We start from the raw sequence: 25,480 nt of genomic DNA, 5'->3' as shown, positions 1-25,480 counted from the left end.
CACCCACGCCCCTAACTACCCGGCATTGCCCCAATGCCACATTCGGTCCACTCAGTGGAGCGAATGCGGCATTCGCTCCATCCAGTGGAGCGAATGCCGCATTGGGGAGCTTGCGGCGGCGGTTACCGGGCGGCGGGGACCGAGCGCAGCAGGTTGCGCAGGCCTTCGGCGTCGAGCAGGTCCACCGGACGCAGGGTGCGGCCCGGGCGCACGTAGTGGAACGCCGCCCGCACCTTCTCCAGCGGCGCCCCCGACAGCCCCGCCCACGCCAGCCGGTACGCCGCCAGCTGCACGGACAGCGCGGGCAGCCGGTCGTCGTCCGGCACCGCGCCCGTCTTCCAGTCCACCACGGTCCAGCCGCCGTCCGGGTCGGCGAACACCGCGTCCATCCGGCCGCGCACGGTGACGCCGTCGATGTCGGTGGAGAACGGCACCTCCACGTCGTGCGGCGTGCGGTGCGCCCACGCGCTGCGCTCGAACGCCTCGCGCAGCGCGTCCAGTTCGGCGTCGTCGGCCGCACCGACGTCGGCCGCGCCGGGCAGGTCCTCCAGCTCCAGCAACCGCTCGCCCGCGAAACGCCGCTCCAGCCAGCCGTGGAAGGCGGTGCCGCGCCGGGCGTAGGCGTTGGGCGGGAACGGCAGCGGCCTGCGCAGCTTGCGCGCGAGTGCCTCCGGCTCACCGGCCAGCTCCACGAGCTGGCTCACCGACAGCTGGCCGGGCAGCGCGATGGCCTGCCCGTCGCCCCGCGCGCGCTCCCGCTCGGCGAGCAGCACGTCGGTGTCGGCGATCCAGCCGTCCGGGTCGTCCTCGGCCAGCGGCAGGTCCAGCTCCTCCAGCGCCTCCAGCACCAGGTTCGCGCCCTCGCGCACCCCCTCGCGCCGCCTGCCGAGCGGGTCCGCGGGCCAGCTCGCCGAGCGAGACGCGCTGACCAGCGGATTGTCCTCCTCGGCGGCAGGCTCCTCCGCCCACCGGGCGATCGTGCCCACCCGCTCGTCGTCGCGGATCACCTCGGCCAGCTCCAGCAGGAAGGCCGAGGGCCCCTTCGGCCGCGCGCTGCTCTCGTTCCACCAGTGCCCCGAGGCGAGCAGGCAGTGCTCGGCACGCGTCAGCGCCACGTAGCACAGCCTGCGCTCCTCCTCGGCGTGCCGTTCGGCGAAGCGCTCCTCGTGCTCGGCGCAGGCGTCGATGACCTCCTTGCGGTCCTCGTCGCCGCGCAGCCGCAGGTCGGGCAGGTCCTGCGCGTCCCCGCGCAACACCGCGGGCAGCTCGGGCACCGTGCGCAGCCACGACGACGAGCGCCGCTTGCCGGGGAACGTGTCGCGCACCAGGTGCGGCACCGCCACCACCCGCCACTCCAGGCCCTTCGCCGAGTGGACGGTGAGCACCTGGACCCGGTCGGCCACCACCTCCACCTCGCCCGGGGGCAGGCCGTCCTCGGCGTGCTCGGCGGTGGCCAGGTAGTCCAGAAAGGACAGCAGCGTTCCGGTGGGCGAGTTCTCCGCGTACTCGGTGACCACGTCGGCGAAGGCGTCCAGGTGCGCGCGTCCCGCGCCACCCGGACGGGCCAGCGCCTCGACGTCGAGCAGCATCGTGCGCTCCACATCGGACACCAGCTCGGGCAGCGGCTGGTCGAGCCTGCGCCGCAGCGCCTGGAGCTCCCTGGCGAGCATGCGGATGCGCGCGTACCCCTCCGCCGAGTAGCGCTCCGCCTTGCCCGGATCGTCGAGCGCGTCCACCAGGCCCGCCTGCTCGGCACGCTCGGCCACCAGCACGTCGTCGTCGGCGGAGAGCTCCTTCGCGCGCCGCCACAGCGCGCCGAGGTCGGCGGCGCCGAGCCGCCAGCGCGCGCCGGTGAGCAGCCGCGCCGCCGCGGTGCCGGAGAGCGGCTCGGCCAGCACACGCAGTGTGGCCACGAGGTCGGCGACCTCCGGCTCGTCCAGCAGCCCGCCCAGCCCGACGACCTCCACCGGAAGCCCGCGTTCCCGCAGCGCGGCCGCCACCGGCGCCATGTCGGCCCTTCTGCGCACCAGCACGGCGGCCGTGGGCGGGGTGCCCGTGGCGTCCCGCTCGGCGAACCACACCCCGGCCATCGCGTCGGCCAGCCACTCCCGCTCGGCCCGCACGTCCGGCAGCAGCGCGCAGCGCACGTCCGCGGGCCCCGCGCCGTCACGCGCCCGCAACTGCCGCACACCGAGGCCCTGCGCGCGCAACGGCTCCGCGACGGCGTTGGCGAGCGTCAGCACCTCCGGCGGGTTGCGGAAGCTGGTGAGCATGCCGTACTCGTGGGCGGGCGCGTGCTCCACGCCGTCGAGCCGGGGAAAGTCGGTGGTGAACCGCGGCAGGTTCGCCGCACTCGCACCCCGCCACCCGTAGATGGCCTGCGCCGGGTCGCCCACGGCGGTCACCGGCATCGGCCGCGACCCGCCGAACAGCGCGCGCAGCAGCACCCGCTGGGCGTGCCCGGTGTCCTGGTACTCGTCGAGCAGCACCGCGCCGTAGCGGGCACGCTCGCCCTCCACCACCTCGGGATGGCCGTCGGCCAGCCGCGCCGCCAGCGACATCTGGTCGGCGAAGTCCAGCGCACCCTCGGCGCGTTTGCGCTGGTGGTAGGCCTCGATCAGCGGCAGCAGCTGGAGCCGGAACCGCTGGGCCGTGAGGATGTCCTGCAGCGCGACGGGAAGGGACTCCCGTTGCCCCTTGGCCCTGGGCGCGTTCTCCACGATGCGGCAGAACCACGCCGTGTACTCGCGCAGCCGCCCGGGATCCACCAGGTGTTCGCCCAGCTCCCCCGCGAGCCCGAGCAGATGTGCGGTGACCGACGGCGGCACGCGGTCGGTGTCCAGATCGTCATCCCATGTGGACACCACGCGATGCGCCAGCTGCCAGGACGCGGTCTCCGACAGCATGCGCGCCCCGGGCTGCACGGGCAGCCGCAACCCGTGCTCGGCGAGCAGCCGTCCCGCGTAGGCGTGGTAGGTGAGCACGGTCGGCTCGCCGGTGAGCACGGACATCCGGCGCTCACCGCTCGGGTCGAGCCGGTCGAGCAACCCGGACCCGGCGAGGCGGCGCAGCCGGGCACGCACCCGGTCGGCCAGCTGGCGCGCGGCCTTGCGGGTGAAGGTCAGGCCCAGCACGCGTTCCGGGGTCACCAGGCCGTTGGCCACCAGCCACACCACGCGCGCCGCCATGGTCTCCGTCTTGCCCGCGCCCGCTCCCGCGACGACGAGCGCGGGCTCCGGGGGCGCGGCGATGACGGCGGCCTGCTCCTCGGTGGGCGGATGCAGGCCCAGCGCGTGCGCGATCTCGGCAGGAGGGACGAGATTCATGGCGCCTGGCGCGGGAGGGAGTACGTCGGCGCGGTTCACGGCCCGGTCACCTGCCTGCCCTCGGGCCGCAGCGGGCACGCGCCCCGGCCGGGACAGCGGTCGCAGTCCGGATTCTCGTTGGCGGTGTACTCCGGGCCCGCCGTGGCGGCGGCAGCCTGCAGCACGAGCTCCAGCCACTCCTGGCCGGCCTCGTCGTCGAGCGGCGGCTGCTCCCGCTGGGCGGCGCCGGTCTTGTTGTGGCCCTTGGCCACGTAGACCAGCCGCGCGCCGCCGGGCTTGCGGTCGCCCTGCCCGGCGAACGCGCCGAGCATCAGCGCGAGCTGGTAGGCGGCCAGCTGCGGATGCCGCTCGGCGTCGGCGGCACTCACCGCGTTCTTGCCGGTCTTGATGTCCACGATCACCGGCCTGCCCTGCGCGTCCAGCTCCAGCCGGTCGACCCTGCCGTTGAGCTTGACGCGCAGCTCGCCCGCCGCGGCGGGCAGGTCCACCTCCATGTCCTGCTCGACGGCCAGCTGGGTCAGCTCGGCCCGGCTCTGCCGCAGCCACGTCAGGAAGTTGTCCATCATCTGTTCCACGCGGCGGCGCTCGCGCCGCGAGAACCACGGCGCGCCGGCGTCCACCTTCGCCCACGCGGCGTCCAGCTCGGCGCGCAGCTGCTCGTCGTCGGCGCCGCTGGCGGCGGCCTGCGCGAGCGCGTGCACGAGCGTGCCGGTGACGGCGGCAAGCTGCGCGGGGTCGCTGCCGCCGTGCCGTTCCAGCAACCAGCGCAGCGGGCACTTCGCCAGCGTGTCCACAGTGGAGGGGGAGATGCGCACGACGTCCTGCGCGCCCCGCAGCGGCATGGTGGTGGATGCCTCGGCGAGCCCGTACCACTGGTCCGGATGGGCGCCGGGGACCCCGGCCCTGGCGAGCCGGGCGAGCTGCCGCGCCGCACGCCGCCTCCTGGCGGGCTCGGTCTCCGCGTCGCACACGGCCGCCCGCAGCTCACCGACGAGCTCGGACAGCACCAGCGAGCGTTCGCGCTGGTAGCGCCGCACGTCCGGGCCCGGCTCGTCGTCGCCGGTGTCGACCAGCTCGTCGACGAAGCGCGACGGCTGCTCGTCCTCGCCCTGCACGGCGCTGATCAGCAGCATCGACCGCGCCCGGCTCGCCGCCACGTAGAACAGCCTGCGCTCCTCGGCCAGCAGCGGCGCCGTGGCCGACACCGTGTCACCGTCCACACCGGACAGCAGGTCGACGAGGCGCTCGACGCCGAGCAGCGTTCCGCGCAGGCGCAGGTCGGGCCAGCTGCCCTCCTGCGCCCCGGCCACGGCCACGACCGTCCACTCCCGGCCCGCCGCGCCGTGGGCGGTGAGCAGCGAGACGCCGCCGCCCCGCGCGGCGGTGGGCGCGAGGCTGTCGCCCGCGATGTGCTGGGAGGTCAGGTACTCGGCGAACCCGGCGACACTGGCCTTCGGCAGCCTGTCGACATAGCGACCCGCCGCGTGGAACAGAGCCACGACGGCGTCGAGATCGCGGTCGGCCTGCGCACCGAGCGAGCCGCCGCGGGCGATCTGGCGCACCAGCCGGTTCTGCAGCCTGCTGGCCTGCCACACCTCCCACAGCACGTCCTCCACGCCCGCCCCGCGCCGGATCGCCTCGCGGGCGGTGGCGATGAGCCCTCCGATGCGGCGCACCGGGTTGGCCTCGGCGTCGGCGAGGCCCGCGAGGATGTCGTTGTCGCGCAAGGCCTCCACGAGCAGCTCGTCACTGGAGCGCTCGCCACCGGCCGCCAGCTCCAGCCTGCGCAGCCCGCGGCGCAGGCGGCGCAGTGCCAGCGGGTCGGCGCCGCCGAACGGCGAGGACAGCAGCATCTCGGCGAGGTCGGCGTCGAGCAGCTCAGGATCGGTCGCCACCCGCAGGATCGCCAGCAGCGGCCGGACGCCGGGCTGGCGGGCCAGCGGCAGCTCCTCGGTGGCCGACGCGATCGGCACGCCCGCCGCGCCGAGTGCCCGCTGCAGCACCGGGAAGGAGCGCGACGGCGAGCGCACCAGCACCGCCATCTCCGACCACGGGACGCCGTCGATGAGGTGGGCGCGGCGCAACTGGTCGGCCACCCAGCTCGCCTCGGCGGCGGGGGTGGGCAGCAGCCGCGTGCGCACCACGCCCTCGTCCTCGCCCGCGGGCAGCGGGGACCGGTGCCCGGTGCCGCCTGGCAGGTTCGCCGCCACGCGAGTGACCGCGTCGCGCACGGCGGAGGCCATGCGGTGGGTGCGATCGAGCGTGAGGGTGCGACTGCCGTCGGGGTCGGCGTCGGCGAGCAGGCGTGGATCGGCGCCCCGGAAGGAGAACACGGCCTGATCCGGGTCGCCGGCGAGCACGAAGTCGTCGGCGGCGCCGCCGAGCAGGCGCAGCAGCCGGAACTGCAGCGGGTCGAGATGCTGGGCGTCGTCGACGAACAGGTGCCGGACACGGTTCTGCTCACGGGTGAGCAGCGCCGGGTCGCCCTCCAGTTCCACGAGCGCCCCGGCCACGAGCTCGGCGGCGTCCAGCGCGGGCGAGCCGGGCGTACCCAGTGCGTTGCCTCCGGAGCCCTGCAGGAGGGTGACCTCCTCGTACTGGCGCCAGAAGGTGCCCGCGGCCACCCATTCGGCACGGTGCTGCTGGCGGCCGAGCTTGACCAGGTCCTCCGGGCCGAGGCCACGCTCGGCCGCCCGCAGGATCAGGTCGCGCAGCTCCTCGGCGAAGCCGGGCACCGAAAGGGCGGGGCGCAGCGGCTCGGGCCAGCCGGGAGCACCGCGCTCCAGATCGCCCGCGAGCAGCTCGCGGACCACGACGTCCTGTTCCGGCCCGGACAGCAGCCGGGGCGGCGGGCTGTCGTTCAGCCCGGCCTGCAGGCGCAGCACGGCATAGGCGTAGGAGTGCACGGTGCGCACCATCGGCTCACGGATGGTGCGCCCGGAATGCCCGGGGTCGGCGGTGAGCCTGCGCGTGATGTCGGCGCGCACGGCGTCGGCGGCGCGCCGCGAGGCGGTGAGCACGAGCAGGCTCTCCGGGTCCGCACCCTGCCGGACCCGCTCGGCCGCGGCCGTGGCCAGCAGCGTGGTCTTGCCGGTACCGGGGCCGCCGAGCAGGCGGACGAAGCCCGCGGGCCCGGCGAGCAGCCGGCGTGCACGCCCGTTCCACTCGTGCGGCCGGGGCGGGTCCGCCGGCGGGCGCACGAGGCGCGCGTTCAGGCCGCTCGCACTCACGCGTCGATGGAATCATGCCGGTCCGACGGAACCGCGCACCGGCGCGGCGAAGCAGCCGCTTGAATGTGAGGTATGGACGAGGAACTGCACGAGCGCGTGCGGGAGGTCGTGACGACGATCCCGCCCGGCAAGGTCGCCACCTACGGCGATGTGGCGGCGGCCGCGGGAGCCAGCACGCCGCGGCTGGTGGGCCGCATCCTGTCCGAGGACGGCGCCGACCTGCCGTGGCACCGGGTGCTGCGGGCCAACGGCACGCCCGCCCCGCACCTGGTGCACCGGCAGCTGGAGCTGCTGCGCGCGGAGGGCGTGCTCGCGGACGGGCAGCGAATCGATCTACGGAGGTACCGCTGGCAGCCGTCGTAGGTTAGCCTTGCCTAATGACCACGCAGGCGGCTCCTCCCCAGCTGACCTACCGCTCGTTGACGGTCGCGGCGGTGCGCAGGCTCAGCCCGCATCTGACCCGCGTCACGTTCACCGGCGAGGACCTGCGCGGGTTCACGAGCGTGGCGCCCGACGAATACGTCAAGGTGTTCTTCCCGCTGCCCGGACAGGACCGGCCACAGCTGCCGCCGCCGGTCGCCGACGACGTGACCTCGTGGTACCGCACCTACCTGGCGATGCCGGACGGCGTGCGCCCGCCCATGCGGACCTACACCGTGCGCGCGCACCGGCCGGAGGTGCCCGAGATCGACATCGACTTCGTGCTGCATCCCGACAGCGGCCCCGCCTCGGCGTGGGCGGCGAGCGCCGAGCCCGGCGGCGAGGTGGCGCTGCTGGGCCCGCACGGGCTGTACTCGGTGCCGGAGGGCACGACGTGGCAGCTTCTCGTCGGCGACGAGTCGGCGATCCCGGCGATCGGCGCGATCGTGGAGGACCTGCCCGCCGGGGTGACGGCGCGGGTGTTCGTCGAGGTCGCCGACCTCGCCGACCGGCAGGACTTCGCCACCGCCGCCGACGTGCAGGTGCACTGGATCCCCCGGCGTGGCGCCTACGGCGACGCGGTGCTGGCCGCCGTGCGGGCCGCGGAGCTGCCACCCGGCAGGCCGTACGCGTGGATCTCCGGTGAGGCGAGCATGGTCAAGTTCACGCGCAGGCACCTGGTGCGCGAGCGCGGCGTGGACAAGCGGGCGATCACGTTCACCGGCTACTGGCGCCTCGGCCGCAGCGAGGAGGACACCGGGCGGGAGAGCCTGCGCAAGCTCGACTCCGGCGAGCCGCTCGAGGAGGAGTAGCGATGGTAGCACTTGTGCTACCCTGAAGGACATGACAACCGTGGGCCTGCGCGAGCTGCGACAGCACGCCTCTGAGCTCGTCCGGCAGGTCGAGACGGGCGAAGAGGTCACGATCACCGTCGCGGGACGCCCTAGTGCTCGCCTCGTTCCCATCGGCCTCCGGCAGTGGCGCACGTTCGACGACATCGCCGACCTTTTCGGCGGCGAGGCCGATGCCGACTGGGAGCGGGACCGGGAGCTGATCGACCAACGGCTCCGGAATCCGTGGGACCACGAGTGAAGGCGATCCTCGACACCAGTGTCCTCCTGGCGACGGGCGTGGCCCCCTTGCCGGGCGAACTGGCGATCAGCGCCGCCACCCTTGCCGAACTCCATTTCGGTGTCCTTGTCGCCCGGGACGAGCGGACCCGCGCCACCCGCCTGCGAAGATTGACCACCCTCGAGCGACGTTTCGATCCGCTGCCCCTCGACGTGGCAGTAGCGGCCAGCTACGGCGAATTGGCGGCCGCCGTGGCACAGGCGGGCCGCCAACCACGCGCACGCACCATGGATCTGCTCATCGCCGCTACCGCGCACGCCCACGACGCCCGGCTCTACACCCGCAACGTCAAGGACTTCGCCGGCGTCGGCGACCTTGTCGAGGTGGTCGAGGCCTGAGCGCGGCGAGACAGCGCCGCTCCGGTGAGCCGCTTCGCGCGGCCGGACCGCGTGACCGGCCAACACGCCGGGTGAGCAGCGGTCAGCCGCCCAGTTCGGCGACCAGCAGCTTCACCAGGGCTCCCAGACGTTGCCGTTGCGGCTGCACCGTGGGCACCCCCAGCTCCGTCAGCGGCGCCGCGGTCACCGGGCCCACGCACGCGCACAGCACGCGCTCGCCCAGCGCGGCGACGAACTCCTGGTGGCAGCCGCGCTCGCGGGCCAGGGTCAGCAGGTTCGCCGTCGCCGGTGCGCTGGTGAACGCCAGCGCGTGCACCTCGCCGGCCAGCACCCCGTCGATCAGCCGGCCCGCGGGCCGCAGGTCCTCCGGCCACTGCCAGCGATACGGCTGCACCTCCACCACCCACGCACCCGCCTCCCGCAGGGCGCCCGTGTACTCGGGCAGCGGCTGACCGTGCAGCTGCACGGCGACCCGCCTGCCGCGCACGTCCTCGGCGAGCACCCGGTCGAACAGCTCCCGGTTCGTCTCCCCCGGCGCCGACCACGCCTCCGTGAGGCCGCGGCCACGCACGGCGCCCTTCGCCTTCGGCCCGCGCACGAACAGCCGCGCGCGCGACAGCGTGCCGAGCAGCCGCTCGCCGCGGCCCCAGCCGTCGGCGGCCTCCAGCCAGCCCCGGAACCCGGCACCGGTCGTGATCGCGGCCAGGTCGACGTCGGCGGCGACGACCTCGTCGGTCGCCGCGCGCAGCCGCTCGTCGTCGGGCAGCGGCACGATCGTGATCGTCGGGGCATGCCAGACCGTGGCGCCGTGCCGTTCGAGTGCGCCGATGAACTCCTCGGCACGCCGCTCGGCCGTGATGCCGATGGTGCTGCCGCTCAGCTCACCCATACAGCGCACCCATCTTCCTCACCGCCTCGGCCACCTGTTCCCGAAGCTCGGCGGGCTCCAGCACGTGCAGCTCCGGGCCGAAATGCAGCAGCTCGCCGAGTGCGGGCGCACCGGGCTCGACCGGCAACTCTACCCGGGACCAGCCCGACTCATCCGGTTCGGTGCCCGTCCGCTCCAGGGCCCGCGCGCCGACGGAGCCCAGGTAGACGGGCACGAGTGCCCTGCCGAGCGGGGACAGCCGCACCAGCGCAGTCCCCGGGTAGAGCCTGCGCTCGAACTGCTCGGACCAGTCGCGCCAGTAGGCGGCCAGGTCGAAGCCGCCGGGCCGGGTGAACCCCTCGCCGGTGTCGGTGAGCTCGTCGATCCGCGACACCCGGTAGGTGCGCTCACTGCCGTCGCAGCGCGCCGCGAGGTACCAGGTGCCCGCCTTGAGCACGAGCCCCAGCGGGTCGAGCGTCCGCTCCACGGCGCTGTCGTCCCAGCGCCGGTAGCGCACCCGGATCCGTCTGCTCTGCCACACAGCCTCGGCCACGTCGGCGAGCCGCTCCAGCCGCTCGATGCCCCGGTGCCAGCCGGGCACGTCGAGGTAGAAGCGCTCGGCCACCTCGGCCGCCCGCGAGCGCAGTTCCTCCGGCAGCGCGGCGTAGAGCTTGAGCTGCGCGGCGGCCAGCACGGTGCCCAGGCCCAGCTCGGCGGCCGCGACGGGCAGCCCGGCCAGCGCAAGCGCTTGCGCCTCCCCCTCGCTCAGGCCGGTCAGCCGGGTCCGGTAGCCGCCGAGCAGCTGGTAGCCACCGCCCCGGCCCCGGTCGGCGAACACCGGCACCCCGGCCGCGGACAACGCGTCGATGTCGCGGTACACCGTGCGCACCGAGACCTCCAGCTCGGCCGCCAGCTCCTCCGCGGTCATCCGGCCGCGGTTCTGCAGCAGCAACAGCACCGAGAGCAACCTGCTCGCCCGCATGTGGCCCATTCTGCCCGCCATACCTGACACAAGATGTCAGGCAAGCGCGCGACGCTGAGGCCATGAGCGAGAACACCTACACCATGCGCACCTGGGACGAGAACGTCGTGAGCGGCCCGGAGGACGGGCCACGGTATGCCCACGCCCGCGCCACCTTCGCCTACACCGGCATCATCGAGGGCAGCTCCACCTGCGACTACATCCTGTACTACGCGGGTGAGGGCTACGCGAGCGAGGAACGAGCACCCGGCCTCGAGCGCATCGAGGGCAGCGTCGACGGCCGGAAGGGCAGCTTCGTCATCCGGCACGACGTAGCGTATGGGCCGGACGGCATCACCGACGAGTGGCACGTGGTGCCGGGCTCGGGAACCGGCGAGCTGGCCGGGCTGAAGGGCACCGGCACGGCGGCGAGCGCGACGGAGACCGTTCCCTACACGTTCGACTACTCCTGGGACTGACGATGCTCGACGTCGACCGCAAACAGGTGCTGGCCTACCGCATCGCCGCGCACGGCCTGCACCGCGAGGACGACGACGCGGGCGCGCTCGGCGTCTTCGACCTCGGCGTGCAGGACGTCACCCAGCGCGACACCGCCGCGCTGGCGCTGGCGGCCCGGCTTCCCGGCCCGCCACCGTCGCTCGCGGACGACGACCGGTTCGTGCTCGCCTGGACCCACCGGGGCGCCCCGCACTACCACCGCGCCGAGGCCTTCCCCGCGCTCATCCGGGCACTGCTTCCGGTGGACGACGCCGACGCCGAGGCCCGGATGCTGTGGCAGCGCAAGGAGGTCGCCGCGGTGGGGATGCCCGCGAAGGAGGTCCTGCTGACGGCGGCACGGGCGATGCGCAAGGTCGTCACGACACCGATGACGAAGGGCGCGGCGAGCGCGGCCGTCACGAGGGTCATCCCCGAGGGCCTGTCCCGCTGGTGCAGGCCGTGCCAGGCCACGCACATCCACGAGCAGCTGATGCGGCTGGCCACGCCGCTGGCCGGGATCCGGCTCGAAGCGGGCGTGCATCCGGCGACGCTGGCTCCCCTGAAGGGCCGCCCGCGCATCCCCGCGACGACCGACGTGGCGACGGCGACGGCGACAGTCGCGAGTTACCTGCGGTTGCACGGCCCCGCGACGGCCGCCGACGCGGCCGGGTTCGTCGGCACCACCCGCGCGACCGTCGAGAAGCACCTGTGGCCCGGCGACCTCACCGAGGTGCGCATGGACGGCCGTGCCCGGTACCTGCCTGCCGGCGCGGTCGCGGCGCTGGAGCACCCGCCCGAACCCACACCGGTGCGGCTGCTGCCGCCGTGGGACCCGTACCTGCAGGCCCGCGACCGCGCCCTGCTGGTGCCGGACAAGGCACATCAGAAACAGCTGTGGAAGATCCTCGGCAACCCGGGCGCCGTGCTGGCCGACGGCGAGCTCGCGGGCGCGTGGCGCACGAAGTCCTCCGGCAAGCGCCTCGACGTGACGGTGACCGCGCTGCTGCCGCTGCGCAAGGCCGTCCGCGCGGAGGTGGAGGCCGAGGCCGAACGCGTCGCGGCGGTGCGCGGCCTCACCGGCGCGCGGGTGAGCTGGTCGTGACCGGCCGGCGACGGCACTGTGCCGTCCTACGACCGCGTGAGGTAGTGCCGCCGGAGCTGCGGATCGAGTTTCTCGACGGCGTAGCGCAGGGCCGTGCGCGGCATCGTGGGAGCGTGCCGGTCGAGGAACTCGCGGAGCCTGCGCTCGTCGCGCTTGCCCGCCTCGCGGACCCAGCCGCCGACGGCTTTCTGGACGAGGTCCTCGGTGTCGTGCGCGAGCAGGTCTCCGATCGCGAAGGTGTCGTCGAGATCTCCCCGGCGGATGAAGGCGAACGTCGCGACGATCGCGGTGCGCCGCTCGTACCACCGCTGCGACCTCGCGAGCTCGTACAGCGGATCGCGCGGCTTGTCCAGCAGGTATGCGCCGACCACCCAGGGCGCCGCACGGTCCACCAGGTCCCAGGTGTCGATGCGATCGTGTCGCCGGAGGTAGAGCTCGAAGAGCTCCGCCCTGCGCTCCTCGCCGGTCGTTCGCCGCCGCGCCTGGAAGTCCATGACACTGACGGCTCCCACGCGGCTCTCGTGGCGAGGTGACTCCAGCAACACCTCGATCTCGGCCGGAACAAGGCTCACGAACTCCTTCGCCAGCCCGAAGACGTCCCGCATCGGAGGCCGTCCGGACGCGGGCATCAGCGCATCGAGCCGCCGCTCGAACTCGCCGGCTGTGCCCTCGGCGGTCGTCACCACGGTCACCACGGCCCTTCCTGCGTGCGGGTGCCGGACGACTGTACGACGCGCTGCCGCCGGTCGTCAGGTGCTACGCGGCCCGCGTGGCGCGCCGCGCCTCCCGGTAGCGGCGCAGCACCAGCTCGGCGACGGCGGGGTGGGCGCCCAGCGGCGTGCTCACCACCTCGGCGCCCGCCTCGGTCACGCGGCGCTGGAACAGTCCGGGCGCCAGCAGCCACGACGCCACCGCCACGCGCGAGCCGGGGCGGCGCGCGGCGGCCACGGCCTCGGCGACGGACGGCCGGGCCGTCGCCGCGTACCCCACGCGCACCGGGCGGCGCAGCCGGCTGCCCAGCGCGTGGGCCGCCGCGGCGACCTCGCCGAGCGCCCGCTCGGCGCTCGAACCCGCCGCCGCGAGCACCACCGCGTCGCCCGGCGCGTACCCGGCGGCGCGCAGCCGGCCGGCCAGCGCGTCGAGCAGCTCCGGTGCGGGCCCGAACGCCTCGGCGACCACCACGTCACGGTTGCGGCTCGCGGCCACCTGCGCCGGGATGTCGGTGCGCACGTGGTAGCCCGCCGCGAGGAACGCGGGCACCACCACGGCCGGACGGCCGATGGCGTCGAGCACCGTGGTGACGTCCGGCTGCCGGACGTCGGCGTAGGCGACCGCCACCTCGGCTCCCCGCCGTCGCACCCGCTCCGCGAGTGCCTCGGTGACCTTCGCTCCCGCGGGATCCCGTGTGCCGTGGGCGGCGAGCACGATCACGACGCCTCCTGTTCCTCGCCGGAGACCACGGCAAGCCGGTAACCGCGCTTGACGACGGTCTGCACGAGCCTGCTCTCGCCAAGGGACGTGCGCAGCCTGCCGATCGCGGTCTCCACGGCGTGTTCCTCGCCGCCGCTGGGCAGCGCGGCCGTCAGCTCCCTGCGGGACACGACGCGGCCCGGCCGCTCGGCCAGCGCCCGCAGCACGGCCATCGGCGCGGGCGCCACCTCGCACAGCTCGCCGTCCACCAGCGCGGCCTGCCCGCGCAGCTCGATCCGCTTGCCCGCCGCGCACAGCCGGGGCGAGCGCGCGATCAGCGCCTCGGCCAGGGTCCGCGCCAGCGCACCGATGCGCGCCCGCTGCGGCTGCACTGTCGGGATGCCCAGCGCGGCCAGCGGGCCCGCCGTGATCGGGCCGACGCAGGCGACCACCACGCGCTTGGTGAGGGCGTCCACCAGCGCCGCCTGCCTGCCGGTGCGCCTGGCCATGGCCAGCATGCTCGCGGCGGCCGGGGCGCTGGTGAACGGGAGCGCGTCGATGGAGCCGTCGAGCACCGCGTCGATGAGCCGGTCGAGCGGTCCCGGATCGGCGGGGCCCACCCAGCGGTACACGGGGACCTCCACCACCTCGGCGCCCGCCGAGCGCAGCGAGTCCACGAAGTACGGCAGCGGCTCGCCGTGCAGCTGCACCGCGATCCGCTGACCGTCCACTCCGGAGTCCAGCAGATGCTGCAGCACCTCGGCGTTGCTCTCCGACGCCGGGGAGTAGGCCTCCGAAAGGCCCGCCGCGCGCACCGCGCCCTTCGCCTTCGGCCCGCGGGTGAGCAGGTTCGTGTGCGCGAGCCGTTCGAGCAGCGCCTCGCCAAGCCCCCAGCCCTCCGCCGCCTCGATCCAGCCGCGGAACCCGATCCCCGTCGTGGCCACCACGGCGTCCACCGGCTGCCGCAGCAGCAGTTCGGTGGCCGCGTGCAGCTCCGTGTCGTCGGCCAGCGGCACGATCCGGATCGCGGGCCCGTACCGCACGGTGGCCCCCTTGCGCACCAGCAGCGCGCCCAGCTCCTCGGCCCGGCGCGCCGCCGTGATGCCGATGGCGAAGCCCGCCAGCGGCGGGGTGGCGGTCACGGCGAGCCCACGTGCACGACGCCGTCGGCGACGCGGATCGGGTACGTGGCCACGTGCACGCTCTCGTCGTCGAGGCAGGCACCGGTCCGCAGGTCGAACCGCTGCTTGTACACCGGCGAGGCCACCACGGGCGCGCCTGCGCTGTCGCCGACGATGCCGCGGGAGAGCACGGCGGCGTTGCTGAAGGGATCGATGTTGGACAGTCCGTAGAACTCGTCGTCGTCGGTGCGGAAGACGGCCACCTGCGTCCGGTCCTCCAGCAGCGCGGCCACCCCGTAGGCCCTGGGCACGTCCTCCACCCGGCACACGGCCACCCAGGTCTGCTCGCCGCTCATCGGCAGCACGGTCATCGGCTCACCACCTCGGGCACACCGAGCAGCACCGGCACGGGCTGCTCGCGTTCGGTCCGGAACGAGATCGTCGGGTCGGGGGTGCCGGGCGCGTTGACGAACGACGTGAACCGCGCCAGCTTGTCCGGGTCCTCCAGCACGCCCTTCCACTCGTCGGCGTAGTTGCTGACGTGCTCGGCCATGGCCTGCTCCAGCTCGCCGCAGATGCCGAGCTTGTCGTCGACGACGACCTCCCGCAGGTGGTCGAGGCCGCCCTCCAGCTCCTCCAGCCATGCCGCCGTGCGCTGCAGCCGGTCGGCCGTGCGCACGTAGAACATCAGGAACCGGTCGATGATCCGGATCAGCGTCTCGGTGTCCACACCGGACACCAGCAGGTCGGCGTGCCGGGGCACCGCGCCGCCGTTGCCGCACACGTAGAGGTTCCAGCCCTGCTCGGTGGCGATGATGCCGAAGTCCTTGCTGCGTGCCTCGGCACACTCGCGCTGGCAGCCGGACACCGCCGACTTGAGCTTGTGCGGCGAGCGCAGCCCCCGGTACCGCAGCTCCAGCTCCACGGCCAGCCCGACGCTGTCCTGCTGCCCGTAGCGGCACCACGTGCTGCCGACACACGACTTCACCGTGCGCAGCGCCTTGCCGTAGGCGTGCCCGGACTCGAACCCGGCGTCGACGAGCCGCCGCCAGATGCGCGGCAGCTGGTCGACGGTGGCGCCGAACAGATCGATCCGCTGCCCGCCGGTGATCTTGGTGTAGAGCCCGAACTCCTTGGCGACCTCGCCGAGGACGATGAGCTTGTCCGGGGTGATCTCGCCGCCGGGCACGCGCGGCACCACCGAGTAGGTGCCGTTGCGCTGCAGGTTGGCGAGGAAGTGGTCGTTGGTGTCCTGCAACGTGGCCTGCTCGCCACCGAGGATGTGCCCGTGGCCCAGGGTCGCCAGTATCGAGGCCACCGCGGGCTTGCACACCGCGCAGCCCCTGCCGGTGCCGTGCCTGGCGATCAGCTCGCTGAACGTGCCGATGCGGGTGGCGCGCACGATCTCGAACAGCTCGGCGCGCGACTGGGGGAAGTGCTCGCACAGGGCCGTGGACTGCTCGACGCCGCAGGCCGCGAGCAGCTTGCCGAGCATCGGCACGCACGAGCCGCACGAGGTGCCCGCGCGCGTGCAGGCCTTGACGGCGGCCACGCTGTCGCAGCCCTGTTCGGCGATGGCGGTGGTGATGGCACCCTTGCTCACCGCGTTGCAGGAGCAGATCTGTGCCGCCTCCGGCAGCGCCTCGACGCCGACGGCGTTCTCCCCTGCACCGGCGGGCGCGATGAGCGCGGCGGGCTCGGCGGGCAGCTCGTTGCCGACCAGCGGGCGCAGCAGGTTGTACTCGCCCGCGTCGCCGACGAGCACCCCGCCGAGCAGGGTCCGCGCGTCGTCGGACACGACGAGCTTCTTGTAGGTGCCCGCCACGGCGTCGTGGAAGGCGACCTCGAGCGCGCCCTCGGTGGTGGCGTGGGCATCGCCGAAGCTGGCGACGTCGACGCCCATCAGCTTGAGCTTGGTGGAGGTGTCGGCGCCGGGGAACGACGCCTGCTTGCCGAGCAGCGTCGCGGCGGCGACCTCGGCCATCGAGTAGCCGGGCGCGACGAGGCCGTACACGCGGCCCTCGATCGCCGCGCACTCGCCGACGGCGAGGATGTGCTCGTCGCTGGTCCGGCAGGTGGCGTCCACCAGCACGCCGCCGCGCTCGCCGACGTCGAGGCCGCAGTCGCGGGCCAGGTCGTCGCGCGGGCGCACCCCTGCGGAGAACACGAGCAGGTCGACGTCCAGCTCCGTGCCGTTGCCGAGCCTGGCGCACAGCCTGCCGCGGTCGGCCTCGATGGCGTCGGTCGACGTGCCGGTGTGCACGGTGACGTCCAGATCCGTGATCAGCCTGCGCAGCAGGCCGCCGCCGCCCTCGTCGACCTGCAGCGGCATGAGCCGGGGCGCCATCTCCACCACGTGCGGCGACAGGCCCATGTCGCGCAGCGCCTTGGCCGCCTCCAGGCCGAGCAGACCGCCGCCGACCACCGCGGCGGCGGGGCGGCCCTTGCCTGCCCTGGCCCGCTCCACCGCGTCGCGGATGGCGTCGAGATCGTCGATCGTGCGGTACACGAAGCAGCCGGGCAGGTCCCGCCCCGGCACCGGCGGCACGAACGGCCGCGACCCGGTCGCCAGCACCAGGGCGTCGTAGGACTGCGTGTGCCCCGCGGCCGTCGTGACGCGCCGCGCGGCCCGGTCGATGGCCACCACCGGGTCGCCGAGGCGCAGCTCCACGTTGCCGTCCCCGGCGTAGTCCGATCCCGGCAGTGCCAGCCGGTCCGCGTCCCAGTCGTCCACATAGGACGTGAGGCCGACGCGGTCGTAGGCGGGCCGCGCCTCCTCGGCCAGCACGACGATCCGCCACGTCGCGTCGACGTCGTCGGACCGGACCGCCTCCACCAGGCGGTGGGCGACCATGCCGTGCCCGACGACGACCAACGTTCGGTTCATGAACAACCTCCGTGAGAACTGCCCTCATGCTCGCCAGGGCGCGTATCCGGGCCGCTTCCTCGGTGTTGCGGCGCTGTTACCAATCGCTCCCTTCGCAGTTCAGGGGCCGGTGTGCGGGCAGGCTCACACCCGGGCGTAGGCCAGGCTCGGCACCCGCCGAACCGCGAAGCTGCTGCGCAGGTAGAACCACCAGGTGGTGCCCACGCAGACGGCGTAGAAGGCGAGGATCGCGATCAGCGCCGGGGTGAGCGTGCCGCCGCCCTCGAGCGAGAACTTGAACACCAGGTTGACCAGCACGCCGCCGAAGGCGCCGATGGCGCCCGCGACCCCGACCACGGCACCGGCCTGGCGCTTGGCCGCCTTCGCCACCGCAGCCGGGTCGTCATCGGGCCCCGCGGTACGCCTGGCCTCGGCGGCGAAGATCATCGGGATCATGCGGTAGGTGGAGCCGTTGCCGATGCCGGTGAGCACGAACAGCAGGATGAACGAGCCGAAGAACAGGGCGAAGTTGTGCTGCGTGACGCTGATCAGGACGCCGACGGTGCCGATCATCAGCCCGGCGAAGTTCCACAACGTGATGCGGCCGCCGCCGAGCCGATCGGAGAGCCAGCCGCCGAACGGCCTGCTCACCGAGCCGATGAGCGCGCCGAGGAACGCCAGGGCCACGAAGCTCGTGTGGTCGGTGAAGCTGAGCTTGATCAGCGACGGGAAGGCGAACGAGTAGCCGATGAACGAGCCGAACGTGCCGATGTAGAGAAACGACATCACCCAGGTGTGCTTGTTGGCCATCGCGACGCGGTACGACCGTCCGTCCGGCTTCGCCGACGTCAGACTGTCCATGAAGGACCACGAGCAGACCGCCGAGACGATGATGACGGGCATCCACATCAGTGCGGCGTAGGCGAGGTTGATGCCGGTGCCGATGCTGATGACCAGCGGCACGAACAGCTGGGTCACGGCGACGCCGAGGTTGCCGCCCGCGGCGTTGAGGCCGAGCGCGAGCCCCTTCTTGCCCTCGGGAAAGAAGAAGGAGATGTTGGTCATCGACGAGGAGAAGTTGCCGCCGCCGAAGCCCATCGCCGCCGCGACGAGGAGGAAGAACCAGAACGGCGCCTGGGTGTTCACCGCCACCAGCAGCAGCACGCACGGGATCATCAGCAGCGACGCGCTGACGGTGGTCCACGCCCTGCCGCCGAACTTCGGGATCGCGAACGTGTAGGGCACGCGCAGCGCCGAGCCCACCAGGTTGGGCACGATCAGCAGCCAGAACGTCTGCCCGACGCTGAAGTCGATGCCGACCTCGCCGAGGTTCACCACGACGATGCTCATCAGGATCCACACGTTGAACCCGAGGTGCTCGGCCAGGATGGAGAAGCCGAGGTTGCGCCAGGCGACCTTCTTGCCGCCCGCGTTCCAGAACTTCTCGTCCTCCGGCTCCCAGTGGTCGATCCACCGGCCGCGCCGCGGCGTCGCCTCCGGTGCTGCGGGTTTCTCGGCTGCGAGAGTCATGGGTGTCTCCTTGGGCCTCGCTGACGGGGTTCGTTGGCGGACACGCTAGGAACCGCCGGTTTCGGCGGCCCGCGCGCGACGTCGCGCGCGTGCTAACGGGTGCTCACCGCGCCGAGGGCACGGTGTGAGGTCGGTGGTCAGGCGGTGCTGGCCAGCCAGTCGGCGATGCCGCACACCGCGTCGGCGCAGCTGCCGCAGCCGGTGCTCGCGCGGGTGGCCGACGCGAGTTCGGCCACAGTGGACGCTCCGGCGCGCCAGGCGTCGACGAGCCTGCCCTTGCTGACGGAGTTGCAGCGGCACACCACCGCCGAGGCGGGCAGGTCGGCAGGGCTCGCCGCCGCGGGCGCGCCGGAGGGCAGCGCCCTGCCGAGCAGCAGCGCGAGCCGGTCGCTCGGCGCGGGCACGCCCCGGTCGTAGAGCTGGGTGATGGTGGCGGCGGCGTCCGGCAGGCCCAGCAGGATCGCTCCGGCGATCCGGTCGTCGCGCAGTACGAGCTTGCCGTACCGGCCGCGCGCCGGGTCGTCGAGGCACAGCACCTCGGTGCCGGCGTCGGCGGTGCCGGCGCTGGTGTCGCCGAGCGCCGCGAGGTCGATGCCGCGGGCCTTCAGCCGGGTGACCACGGAGGTGCCCCGGTAGCGGGCGGCCGTGTCGGTGCCGGTGAGCAGGCCGGCGAGCACCTCTGCCTGTTCCCACGCGGGCTGCACGAGCCCGGACACCGTGCCCGGATGCTGCGCGCAGTCACCGAGGGCGTGGATGCGGCCGTCGCTGGTGCGCAGCGCGTCGTCGACGACGATGCCGCGGTCGACGGCGAGCCCGGCGTCGGCGGCGAGGCCGGTCTCCGCGCGCACCCCGGCCGACACCACCACGAGGTCGGCGTCGACGTGGCTGCCGTCGTCCAGCTTGAGCCCGTCGCCCGCCACGTACTTGGCGGCGCTGCGGCCCAGCCGGAAGTCGATGCCCTGCTCGCCGAGGGTGCGCGTGAGCACCCGGCCCGCGCCGGGGTCGAGCTGGCGCTCCATCACGTGGCCAACGGGGTGCACGACGGTCACCAGGTTGCCGCGCCCGGCCAGTCCCCTGGCCGCTTCCAGCCCGAGCAGGCCGCCGCCGAGCACCGCCACGGGCGCTCCCGCCCTGGCCGCGGTGAGGATGCGCTCGCAGTCGTCGAGGGTGCGGAAGGTCACCGCGCCCTCGGCCAGCTCGCCGTCGACGGTCAGGCCCTCCACCGGAGGGAGCCAGGGCCTGCTGCCGGTGGCGAGCACCAGCGCGTCGTAGCCGACGCGGCTGCCGTCGGCCAGCTCGACCGCGCGCTCCGCCCTGTCGATGCGGACCGCCTCGGCGTCCAGCCGCAGGTCGATGCCGTGGCGCCGTGCCCAGTCCTCGTCGTGCAGCCGCACCGCGTCCGCGCGCATGGAGCCGGCGACCACCGCCGACAGCAGCACGCGGTTGTAGGCGTGGTGGGGTTCGGCGCCGAGCACGGTGAGCGTCACGCGCTCGGCGCCGGGGTCACGGCGACGGACCTCGTCGGCGAACCGGGCGCCCGCCATGCCGTAGCCGAGCACGACGACGTGGCGGGGGCTCATCGGGCACCGTCCTGTGTGCTCAGGCGCACCGCGCAGACCTTGAACTCGGGCATCCGGCTGGCCGGGTCGAGTGCGGGGTTGGTGAGCAGGTTGGCCCGCTGCTCCCCAGGGAAGTGGAAGGGCAGGAACACGACGTCGGGCCGCAGCGAACCGACACAGCGCACCCGTGCCGTGACGGCACCACGCCGCGAGACGACGCTCGCGAGGCCGCCGTCGGTGAGCCCGGCGCGCCGCGCGGTGTCCGGGTGCACCTCGACGTAGACCTCCGGCACGCTGTCGTTCAGTTCCGCGACGAGGCGGGTCTGCGCGCCGGACTGGTAGTGCTGCAGCACGCGTCCCGTCGTGGCCTGCAGGGGGAACTCCTCGTCCGGTGGTTCGGCGGGGCCGGTGTGCGCGACGGGCACGAACCGGGCGCGCCCGTCCGGGTGGGCGAAGGCGTCGAGGAACATCCGTGGGGTCCCCGGGTGCTCGTCGTCCGGTACGGGCCAGTACAGCGCCTCACCCGCGCGCAGCCGGTCGTAGCTGACGCCGGAGTAGTCGGCGGGCCCGCCCGCCGAGGCGGCGCGCAGCTCGGTGAACACGGTCTCGGCGTCGGCGGGGAAGCGCTGTGCGGGCTGGCCGAGCCGCTGGGCGAGCGCGGACAGCACCTGCAGATCGGTGCGCACACTCTCGGGCGGGTCGACGGCCTTGCGGCGCAACAGAACCCGCCCCTCGAGATTGGTCATCGTCCCGTCCTCCTCGGCCCACTGCGTCACGGGCAGGACGACGTCGGCGAGCGCGGAGGTCTCCGACAGCACCAGATCGGCGGTGACCAGGAAGTCCAGCGCGGACAGCCGCTCGGCCACGTGCGCCGACCGGGGCGCCGACACGACGACGTTGCTGCCGAACACGAGCAGTGCCCGCGGGCCGTCACCGGTGCCGAGCGCGTCGAGCAGCTCGTAGGCGGACCGTCCCGGCCCAGGCAGCGACTCCGGTGGCACGCCCCACACGCCCGCGACGTGCTCCCGGGCCGCCGGGTCGGCGATCTTGCGGTATCCGGGCAGCTGGTCGGCCTTCTGGCCGTGCTCGCGCCCGCCCTGGCCGTTGCCCTGCCCGGTGAGGCAGCCGTAGCCGGAGCCCTGCCTGCCGGGAAGGCCGAGCGCGAGGGCCAGGTTGATCCAGGCGCTGACCGTGTCGACGCCCGTGGCGTGCTGCTCGGCGCCGCGCGCGGTGAGCACGTAGGCGTTGCGGGCGCGGGCGAGCATTCCGGCCACGCGCCGCTGGTCGGCGGCCGCGACGCCGGTGATGCGCTCGACGTGCTCCGGCCAGTACCCGGCCACGACGCGCCACACGGCGCCGAAACCGGTGGTCCTTCTGTCCACGTAGGACTGGTTCAGGTGCCCGTCGGCGACGACGGCGTGCAGGATGCCCAGCGCAAGGGCAAGGTCCGTGCCGGGTGCGGGTGTCAGGTGCAGGTTGGCCTGCTCGGCGGTCGGCGTGCGCCGCGGGTCCACCACGACGAGCCCGCCCCTGCTGCTCGCGCCCGTGAGGTGCTGGACGAACGGCGGCATCGTCTCGGCGGGGTTGGCGCCGACCAGCAGCACCACGTCGGCGTCCGCGAGGTCGGTGAGCGGGAACGGCAGCCCGCGGTCGAGGCCGAACGCCTTGATCCCGGCCGCCGCCGCCGAGGACATGCAGAACCGGCCGTTGTAGTCGATCTGCGACGTGCCCAGCGCCACGCGGGCGAACTTGCCCAGCAGGTAGCTCTTCTCGTTGGTGAGTCCCCCGCCGCCGAAGACGGCCACGGCGTCGGCTCCGTGCACGCGCCGGATCTCGCGCAGCCGGGTGGCGACGAGGTCGAGCGCGGTGTCCCAGCTTGCCGGGCGCAGCTCGCCGTCGACGCGGACGAGCGGGCTGGTCAGCCGGGCCGGAGAGCCCAGCAGTGCGGGCGAGGTCCATCCCTTCTGGCACAGCCCGCCGCCGTTCGCCGGGAACCGGCGCGGGGTGACGGTGGGTGTGCCGCCTGCCTCGCTGGTGAGGCTCATGCCGCACTGGAGTGCGCAGTAGGGGCAGTGGGTCTCGGTGGCGATCGCCGTGGGTTCGGCCGTCAGCGTCAACGGGCACCTCCTGCTCGCTGGCAGCTTCCGACGGTAGGCAGCCCGTGTTACTTGGACGTGGCCGAATGTTTCAGCCGTGCGACATTGCGCGCCGATCCCGCCGAGCCCGTGGTGAAGCTCCCCAATGTGGCATTCGCTCCACTGGATGGAGCCAATGCGGCATTCGCTCCATCCAGTGGAACAAATGTGGCATTGGGGAACCTTCTCCCGCGCGGCACCGGAGCCGTCAGAGGATGTCGCTGACCTCGCTGGCGGCGGCGCGCAGGCCGTCGAGGGCCGAGGCGGTGGATCGCGGGTGCAGGGAGTTGAACGCGAGCCGGAACAGCACGGCACGCAACAGCAGCTGGGGCCACTCCGGCAGGTGTGCCCAGCGGCGCAGCAGCTCGCCGTCGGCGCCGCCCCAGGCGACCGCGTCGACGGCGGCCACGGCGGCGCCCCACTCGGCGGGCCGGTAGTGCGGAACGAAGTCGACGATGCCGGGCGGTGCGTCGCCGTCGAAGAGGACGTTGCCGAACAGCTCGCCGTGCACGACCTGGTCGGGCAGCTCGACGGGCTTGCGGGCGGGGGCGAGGATCTCGAACCAGCGGCCGCCCTTCGTCTCGTCGAGCTCGGCGTCCTGTTCCTGCCAGGCGATGCGCTCGGCGACGGCGGCGATACCGGTGCGGCCGGAGAGGAAGTCGGGGCGGGGCAGCTGGGCCGTGGCCTGATGCAGCTTGACGGCCGTGAGCACGACGGCGTCGTGGCGATGTTCGGGCGTTCCGGAGACGAAGCGGCTGGCGGACCATCCTGCGATGACCCAGCGGCCGTCGGTGGTGCGCACGGGGTGGGCGATGCGCAGGTCGGGCACGTCGAGGGCGGCGAGGGTGCGAGCGAGCCACACGGCGTGGGCTCGATCGCTGACGGGTCTCAGCACCAGGCCGTCGCAGCGCCACGCGCCGGTGCCCGGCAGCGGCTCCGCGGAGGCCGCATCGGTGCCGAACGCCGCGCAGACGTGCGCGGGAGGCGGTTCTCTGCGGGCCACGATCGCTGACGCTACCGCCTGCGGAAGATGGCGCCGAGCAGGCGCACCGCCGGCGAACTGAGTAGATCTACCGTGGGAATCCGGCCGTCCCGCTGGCAGGGTTGCGGTTCATGATCGAGGTTCCGGTGCGGCGGGACGGTCCGTGGCCCGTCGTGGCACACGTGGCGGCCCTGTGGGTTGCGGGTGCGGTGACGACGCTGACCGGCGGCTGGCTCGTCGTCCTCGCCGCGTTCCTGCACGCGGGGTTCCTGCTCGTCCCGCCGGTGCTGCTGCTCGCGGCGCTGACCTACGCCGTCGGCACGGCCACCCGCCGCGTGACGTCGCTGACCGCCGGCCACGGCATCCGGCTGCTGTGGGCCCTGGCGTACACGTTCCTCAGCACGGTGGCCGTCCTGTTCACGGTCAGCGCGCTCGACGCCCTCGGCACCCCGTTTCCTCCCGCGGTGAACCTCGTGCTGCTCACACTGCCGTTCCCGCTGGTGGCCTGCGCGTTCGTCGACCGCTGGACGGTGCGTGGCCCCGCGCTCGTGGTGCTGCTGACGGGCGTCGCGCTGTGCGTCTGGCTGCCGGAACCGGTGCCCGGCGCCCCGGCGGGATCACCGGTGCTGCGCGAGTTCGGCCAGTTCCTGCGCGCGTTCGTCACCGCCTGACCCGGGAGCAAGGGACCTTTACTCCCGCCAAACGAGAGTAAAGGTCCCTTGCTCACTGCCCTGGGGGCGTCAGTAGGTGGGCAGGCTGGTGTCGATCTGCCTTGCCCAGGCGAGCACGCCGCCGCCAAGGTGGGTGGCGTCGCGGAAGCCAGCGCGGTGCAGCGCGGCCAGCGCCTCGGCGGAGCGGGCCCCGGACTTGCAGTGCAGCACGATGGGCTTGTCCTGCGGCAGTTCGGCCAGCGCCTCCCCGGACAGGATCCGGTCCTTCGGGATCAGCGTGGCGCCCTTGATGTTGACGATCTCGTACTCGTGCGGCTCACGGACGTCGATCAGCGCGAAGTTCTCACCTGCGTCGAACTTGGCCTTCAGCTCGGCGGGCGTGAGGGTGTGGTCCGACGCCGCCTGCTGCGCCTCGTCCGAAACGACACCGCAGAACGCCTCGTAGTCGATCAGCTCGGTGATCTTCGGCGTGTCCGGGTCCTTGCGGATCTTGACCTCGCGGTACCGCATCTCGAGCGCGTCGTAGCTGATGAGCCTGCCCAGCAGCGGTTCGCCGATGCCGGTGATCAGCTTGACGGCCTCGGTGACCATGATCGAGCCGATCGACGCGCACAGCACACCCAGCACGCCACCCTCGGCGCACGAGGGCACCATGCCGGGAGGCGGCGGCTCCGGGTAGAGGTCGCGGTAGTTGAGGCCCCTGCCGTTGGGCGCGTCCTCCCAGAACACGCTGACCTGGCCCTCGAACCGGAAGATCGAGCCCCACACGTACGGCTTGCCGAGCAGCACGGCGGCGTCGTTGACCAGGTAGCGGGTGGCGAAGTTGTCGGTGCCGTCGAGGATCAGGTCGTAACCGCGGAAGATGTCCAGCGCGTTGTCGCTCGTCAGCTGCTCCTGGTGCAGGATGACGTTGACGTAGGGGTTGACCTCCGCGATCGACTCCTTGGCCGAGACGGCCTTGGGCTTGTCGATGTCGGACTGGCCGTGGATCACCTGCCGCTGCAGGTTCGACTCGTCCACGACGTCGAAGTCGATGACGCCGAGCGTGCCGACACCCGCGGCCGCGAGGTACAGCAGCGCCGGGCTCCCCAGTCCGCCGGCACCGATGACCAGCACCTTCGCGTTCTTCAGCCGCTTCTGCCCTTCCATCCCGACATCCGGGATGATGAGGTGGCGGCTGTAGCGCGCGACCTCGTCCTTCGTGAGCTCGGCGGCCGGCTCCACCAGCGGCGGCAGCGTGCCTGACATCGGGTCCTCCATCTCGCGGGTGACGCAGTCCTTCAATCTATAACCGGTGAGGCCGTTCCGGTCTTCCCCGCGTCCACATGGTGG

21 protein-coding genes are annotated in these 25,480 nt (G+C 73.4%); 7 read left to right on the top strand and 14 right to left on the bottom strand.

Translation table 11 applies throughout. The features are described 5' to 3' along the window. Nucleotides 1-122: 122 nt before the first annotated feature. Nucleotides 123-3,326: an ATP-dependent helicase gene (locus tag BAY60_RS10350; protein WP_112280507.1), complete on the bottom strand. Its 3,204-nt coding sequence runs from the start codon at nucleotides 3,324-3,326 to the stop codon at nucleotides 123-125. A gap of 35 nt (nucleotides 3,327-3,361) precedes the next feature. After that, entirely contained in the window at nucleotides 3,362-6,556 is a 3,195-nt protein-coding gene (locus BAY60_RS10345) for an ATP-dependent helicase (protein WP_245992391.1), read from the bottom strand. Between the two features lie 72 nt (nucleotides 6,557-6,628). Here BAY60_RS10345 and BAY60_RS10340 point away from each other — a divergent pair, with 72 nt between their 5' ends. Genes BAY60_RS10340 through BAY60_RS10325 form a run of 4 tightly spaced genes read left to right on the top strand, consistent with a single transcriptional unit; the run spans nucleotide 6,629 to nucleotide 8,445 of the window. Further along, a complete protein-coding gene (locus BAY60_RS10340) occupies nucleotides 6,629-6,919 on the top strand; it encodes an MGMT family protein (protein ID WP_112280506.1) in 291 nt (96 codons plus the stop codon). 14 nt (nucleotides 6,920-6,933) lie between these two features. After that, nucleotides 6,934-7,788, top strand: a complete 855-nt coding sequence (locus BAY60_RS10335; protein ID WP_112280505.1) for a siderophore-interacting protein — start codon at nucleotides 6,934-6,936, stop codon at nucleotides 7,786-7,788. Between the two features lie 31 nt (nucleotides 7,789-7,819). After that, nucleotides 7,820-8,068, top strand: coding sequence for a type II toxin-antitoxin system Phd/YefM family antitoxin (locus tag BAY60_RS10330; RefSeq protein ID WP_112280504.1), 249 nt, complete (start codon nucleotides 7,820-7,822; stop codon nucleotides 8,066-8,068). Next, nucleotides 8,065-8,445, top strand: a complete 381-nt coding sequence (locus BAY60_RS10325; RefSeq protein WP_112280503.1) for a type II toxin-antitoxin system VapC family toxin — start codon at nucleotides 8,065-8,067, stop codon at nucleotides 8,443-8,445. The genes BAY60_RS10330 and BAY60_RS10325 overlap by 4 nt, the downstream gene beginning before the upstream one ends. A gap of 82 nt (nucleotides 8,446-8,527) precedes the next feature. Here the strand turns inward: BAY60_RS10325 and BAY60_RS10320 are convergent, their stop codons facing one another. Together BAY60_RS10320 and BAY60_RS10315 are read right to left on the bottom strand one after the other, a co-directional pair. After that, a complete protein-coding gene (locus BAY60_RS10320) occupies nucleotides 8,528-9,334 on the bottom strand; it encodes a uroporphyrinogen-III synthase (protein WP_112280502.1) in 807 nt (268 codons plus the stop codon). Further along, nucleotides 9,327-10,295, bottom strand: coding sequence for a helix-turn-helix transcriptional regulator (locus BAY60_RS10315; protein WP_112280853.1), 969 nt, complete (start codon nucleotides 10,293-10,295; stop codon nucleotides 9,327-9,329). The genes BAY60_RS10320 and BAY60_RS10315 overlap by 8 nt, the downstream gene beginning before the upstream one ends. 62 nt (nucleotides 10,296-10,357) lie before the next feature. Here BAY60_RS10315 and BAY60_RS10310 point away from each other — a divergent pair, with 62 nt between their 5' ends. Beyond that, nucleotides 10,358-10,753: a DUF3224 domain-containing protein gene (locus tag BAY60_RS10310; protein WP_112280501.1), complete on the top strand. Its 396-nt coding sequence runs from the start codon at nucleotides 10,358-10,360 to the stop codon at nucleotides 10,751-10,753. Between the two features lie 2 nt (nucleotides 10,754-10,755). Further along, the gene (locus tag BAY60_RS10305) at nucleotides 10,756-11,874 is read left to right on the top strand and encodes a winged helix DNA-binding domain-containing protein (RefSeq protein WP_112280500.1); all 1,119 of its coding nucleotides are present in this window, start codon (nucleotides 10,756-10,758) and stop codon (nucleotides 11,872-11,874) included. A gap of 26 nt (nucleotides 11,875-11,900) precedes the next feature. Here BAY60_RS10305 and BAY60_RS10300 read toward each other — a convergent pair whose 3' ends face one another. The 9 genes from BAY60_RS10300 to BAY60_RS10260 form a co-directional block, all read right to left on the bottom strand. Next, entirely contained in the window at nucleotides 11,901-12,566 is a 666-nt protein-coding gene (locus BAY60_RS10300; protein ID WP_245992390.1) for a DNA alkylation repair protein, read from the bottom strand. Nucleotides 12,567-12,630: 64 nt separating this feature from the next. Continuing rightward, on the bottom strand, nucleotides 12,631-13,305 hold the full coding sequence (locus BAY60_RS10295; protein ID WP_112280499.1) for a sirohydrochlorin chelatase: 675 nt from the start codon (nucleotides 13,303-13,305) through the stop codon (nucleotides 12,631-12,633). Continuing rightward, complete coding sequence (locus BAY60_RS10290) at nucleotides 13,302-14,426, bottom strand: uroporphyrinogen-III synthase (RefSeq protein WP_112280498.1); 1,125 nt, start codon at nucleotides 14,424-14,426, stop codon at nucleotides 13,302-13,304. The genes BAY60_RS10295 and BAY60_RS10290 overlap by 4 nt, the downstream gene beginning before the upstream one ends. Further along, entirely contained in the window at nucleotides 14,423-14,776 is a 354-nt protein-coding gene (gene nirD, locus BAY60_RS10285) for a nitrite reductase small subunit NirD (protein ID WP_425466457.1), read from the bottom strand. Before nirD ends, BAY60_RS10290 begins: the two co-directional genes overlap by 4 nt. Beyond that, nucleotides 14,773-17,292: a nitrite reductase large subunit NirB gene (nirB, locus tag BAY60_RS10280; protein ID WP_112280497.1), complete on the bottom strand. Its 2,520-nt coding sequence runs from the start codon at nucleotides 17,290-17,292 to the stop codon at nucleotides 14,773-14,775. The genes nirD and nirB overlap by 4 nt, the downstream gene beginning before the upstream one ends. 123 nt (nucleotides 17,293-17,415) lie before the next feature. After that, nucleotides 17,416-18,801 carry an MFS transporter gene (locus BAY60_RS10275; RefSeq protein WP_112280496.1) on the bottom strand — a complete coding sequence of 462 codons (1,386 nt, stop codon included), beginning with the start codon at nucleotides 18,799-18,801 and terminating at the stop codon, nucleotides 17,416-17,418. 137 nt (nucleotides 18,802-18,938) lie between these two features. Next, nucleotides 18,939-20,381: an FAD-dependent oxidoreductase gene (locus BAY60_RS10270; protein ID WP_112280495.1), complete on the bottom strand. Its 1,443-nt coding sequence runs from the start codon at nucleotides 20,379-20,381 to the stop codon at nucleotides 18,939-18,941. Beyond that, a complete protein-coding gene (locus tag BAY60_RS10265) occupies nucleotides 20,378-22,477 on the bottom strand; it encodes a molybdopterin oxidoreductase family protein (protein ID WP_112280494.1) in 2,100 nt (699 codons plus the stop codon). Before BAY60_RS10265 ends, BAY60_RS10270 begins: the two co-directional genes overlap by 4 nt. Nucleotides 22,478-22,703: 226 nt before the next feature. Further along, entirely contained in the window at nucleotides 22,704-23,501 is a 798-nt protein-coding gene (locus BAY60_RS10260; RefSeq protein ID WP_112280493.1) for a TIGR02569 family protein, read from the bottom strand. Nucleotides 23,502-23,608: 107 nt separating this feature from the next. Here BAY60_RS10260 and BAY60_RS10255 point away from each other — a divergent pair, with 107 nt between their 5' ends. Next, nucleotides 23,609-24,148, top strand: coding sequence for a hypothetical protein (locus BAY60_RS10255; protein ID WP_112280492.1), 540 nt, complete (start codon nucleotides 23,609-23,611; stop codon nucleotides 24,146-24,148). A gap of 69 nt (nucleotides 24,149-24,217) precedes the next feature. On the opposite strand, the gene moeZ is transcribed toward BAY60_RS10255, so the two are convergent. Further along, on the bottom strand, nucleotides 24,218-25,396 hold the full coding sequence (gene moeZ / locus BAY60_RS10250; RefSeq protein ID WP_112280850.1) for an adenylyltransferase/sulfurtransferase MoeZ: 1,179 nt from the start codon (nucleotides 25,394-25,396) through the stop codon (nucleotides 24,218-24,220). Between the last annotated feature and the right edge of the window lie 84 nt (nucleotides 25,397-25,480).

This window comes from Prauserella muralis, assembly GCF_003202285.1.
GTDB lineage: Bacteria > Actinomycetota > Actinomycetes > Mycobacteriales > Pseudonocardiaceae > Prauserella_B > Prauserella_B muralis.
The sequence above is the reverse complement of the archived record's forward strand: the minus strand, read 5'-3'. Positions and strand labels throughout refer to the sequence as shown.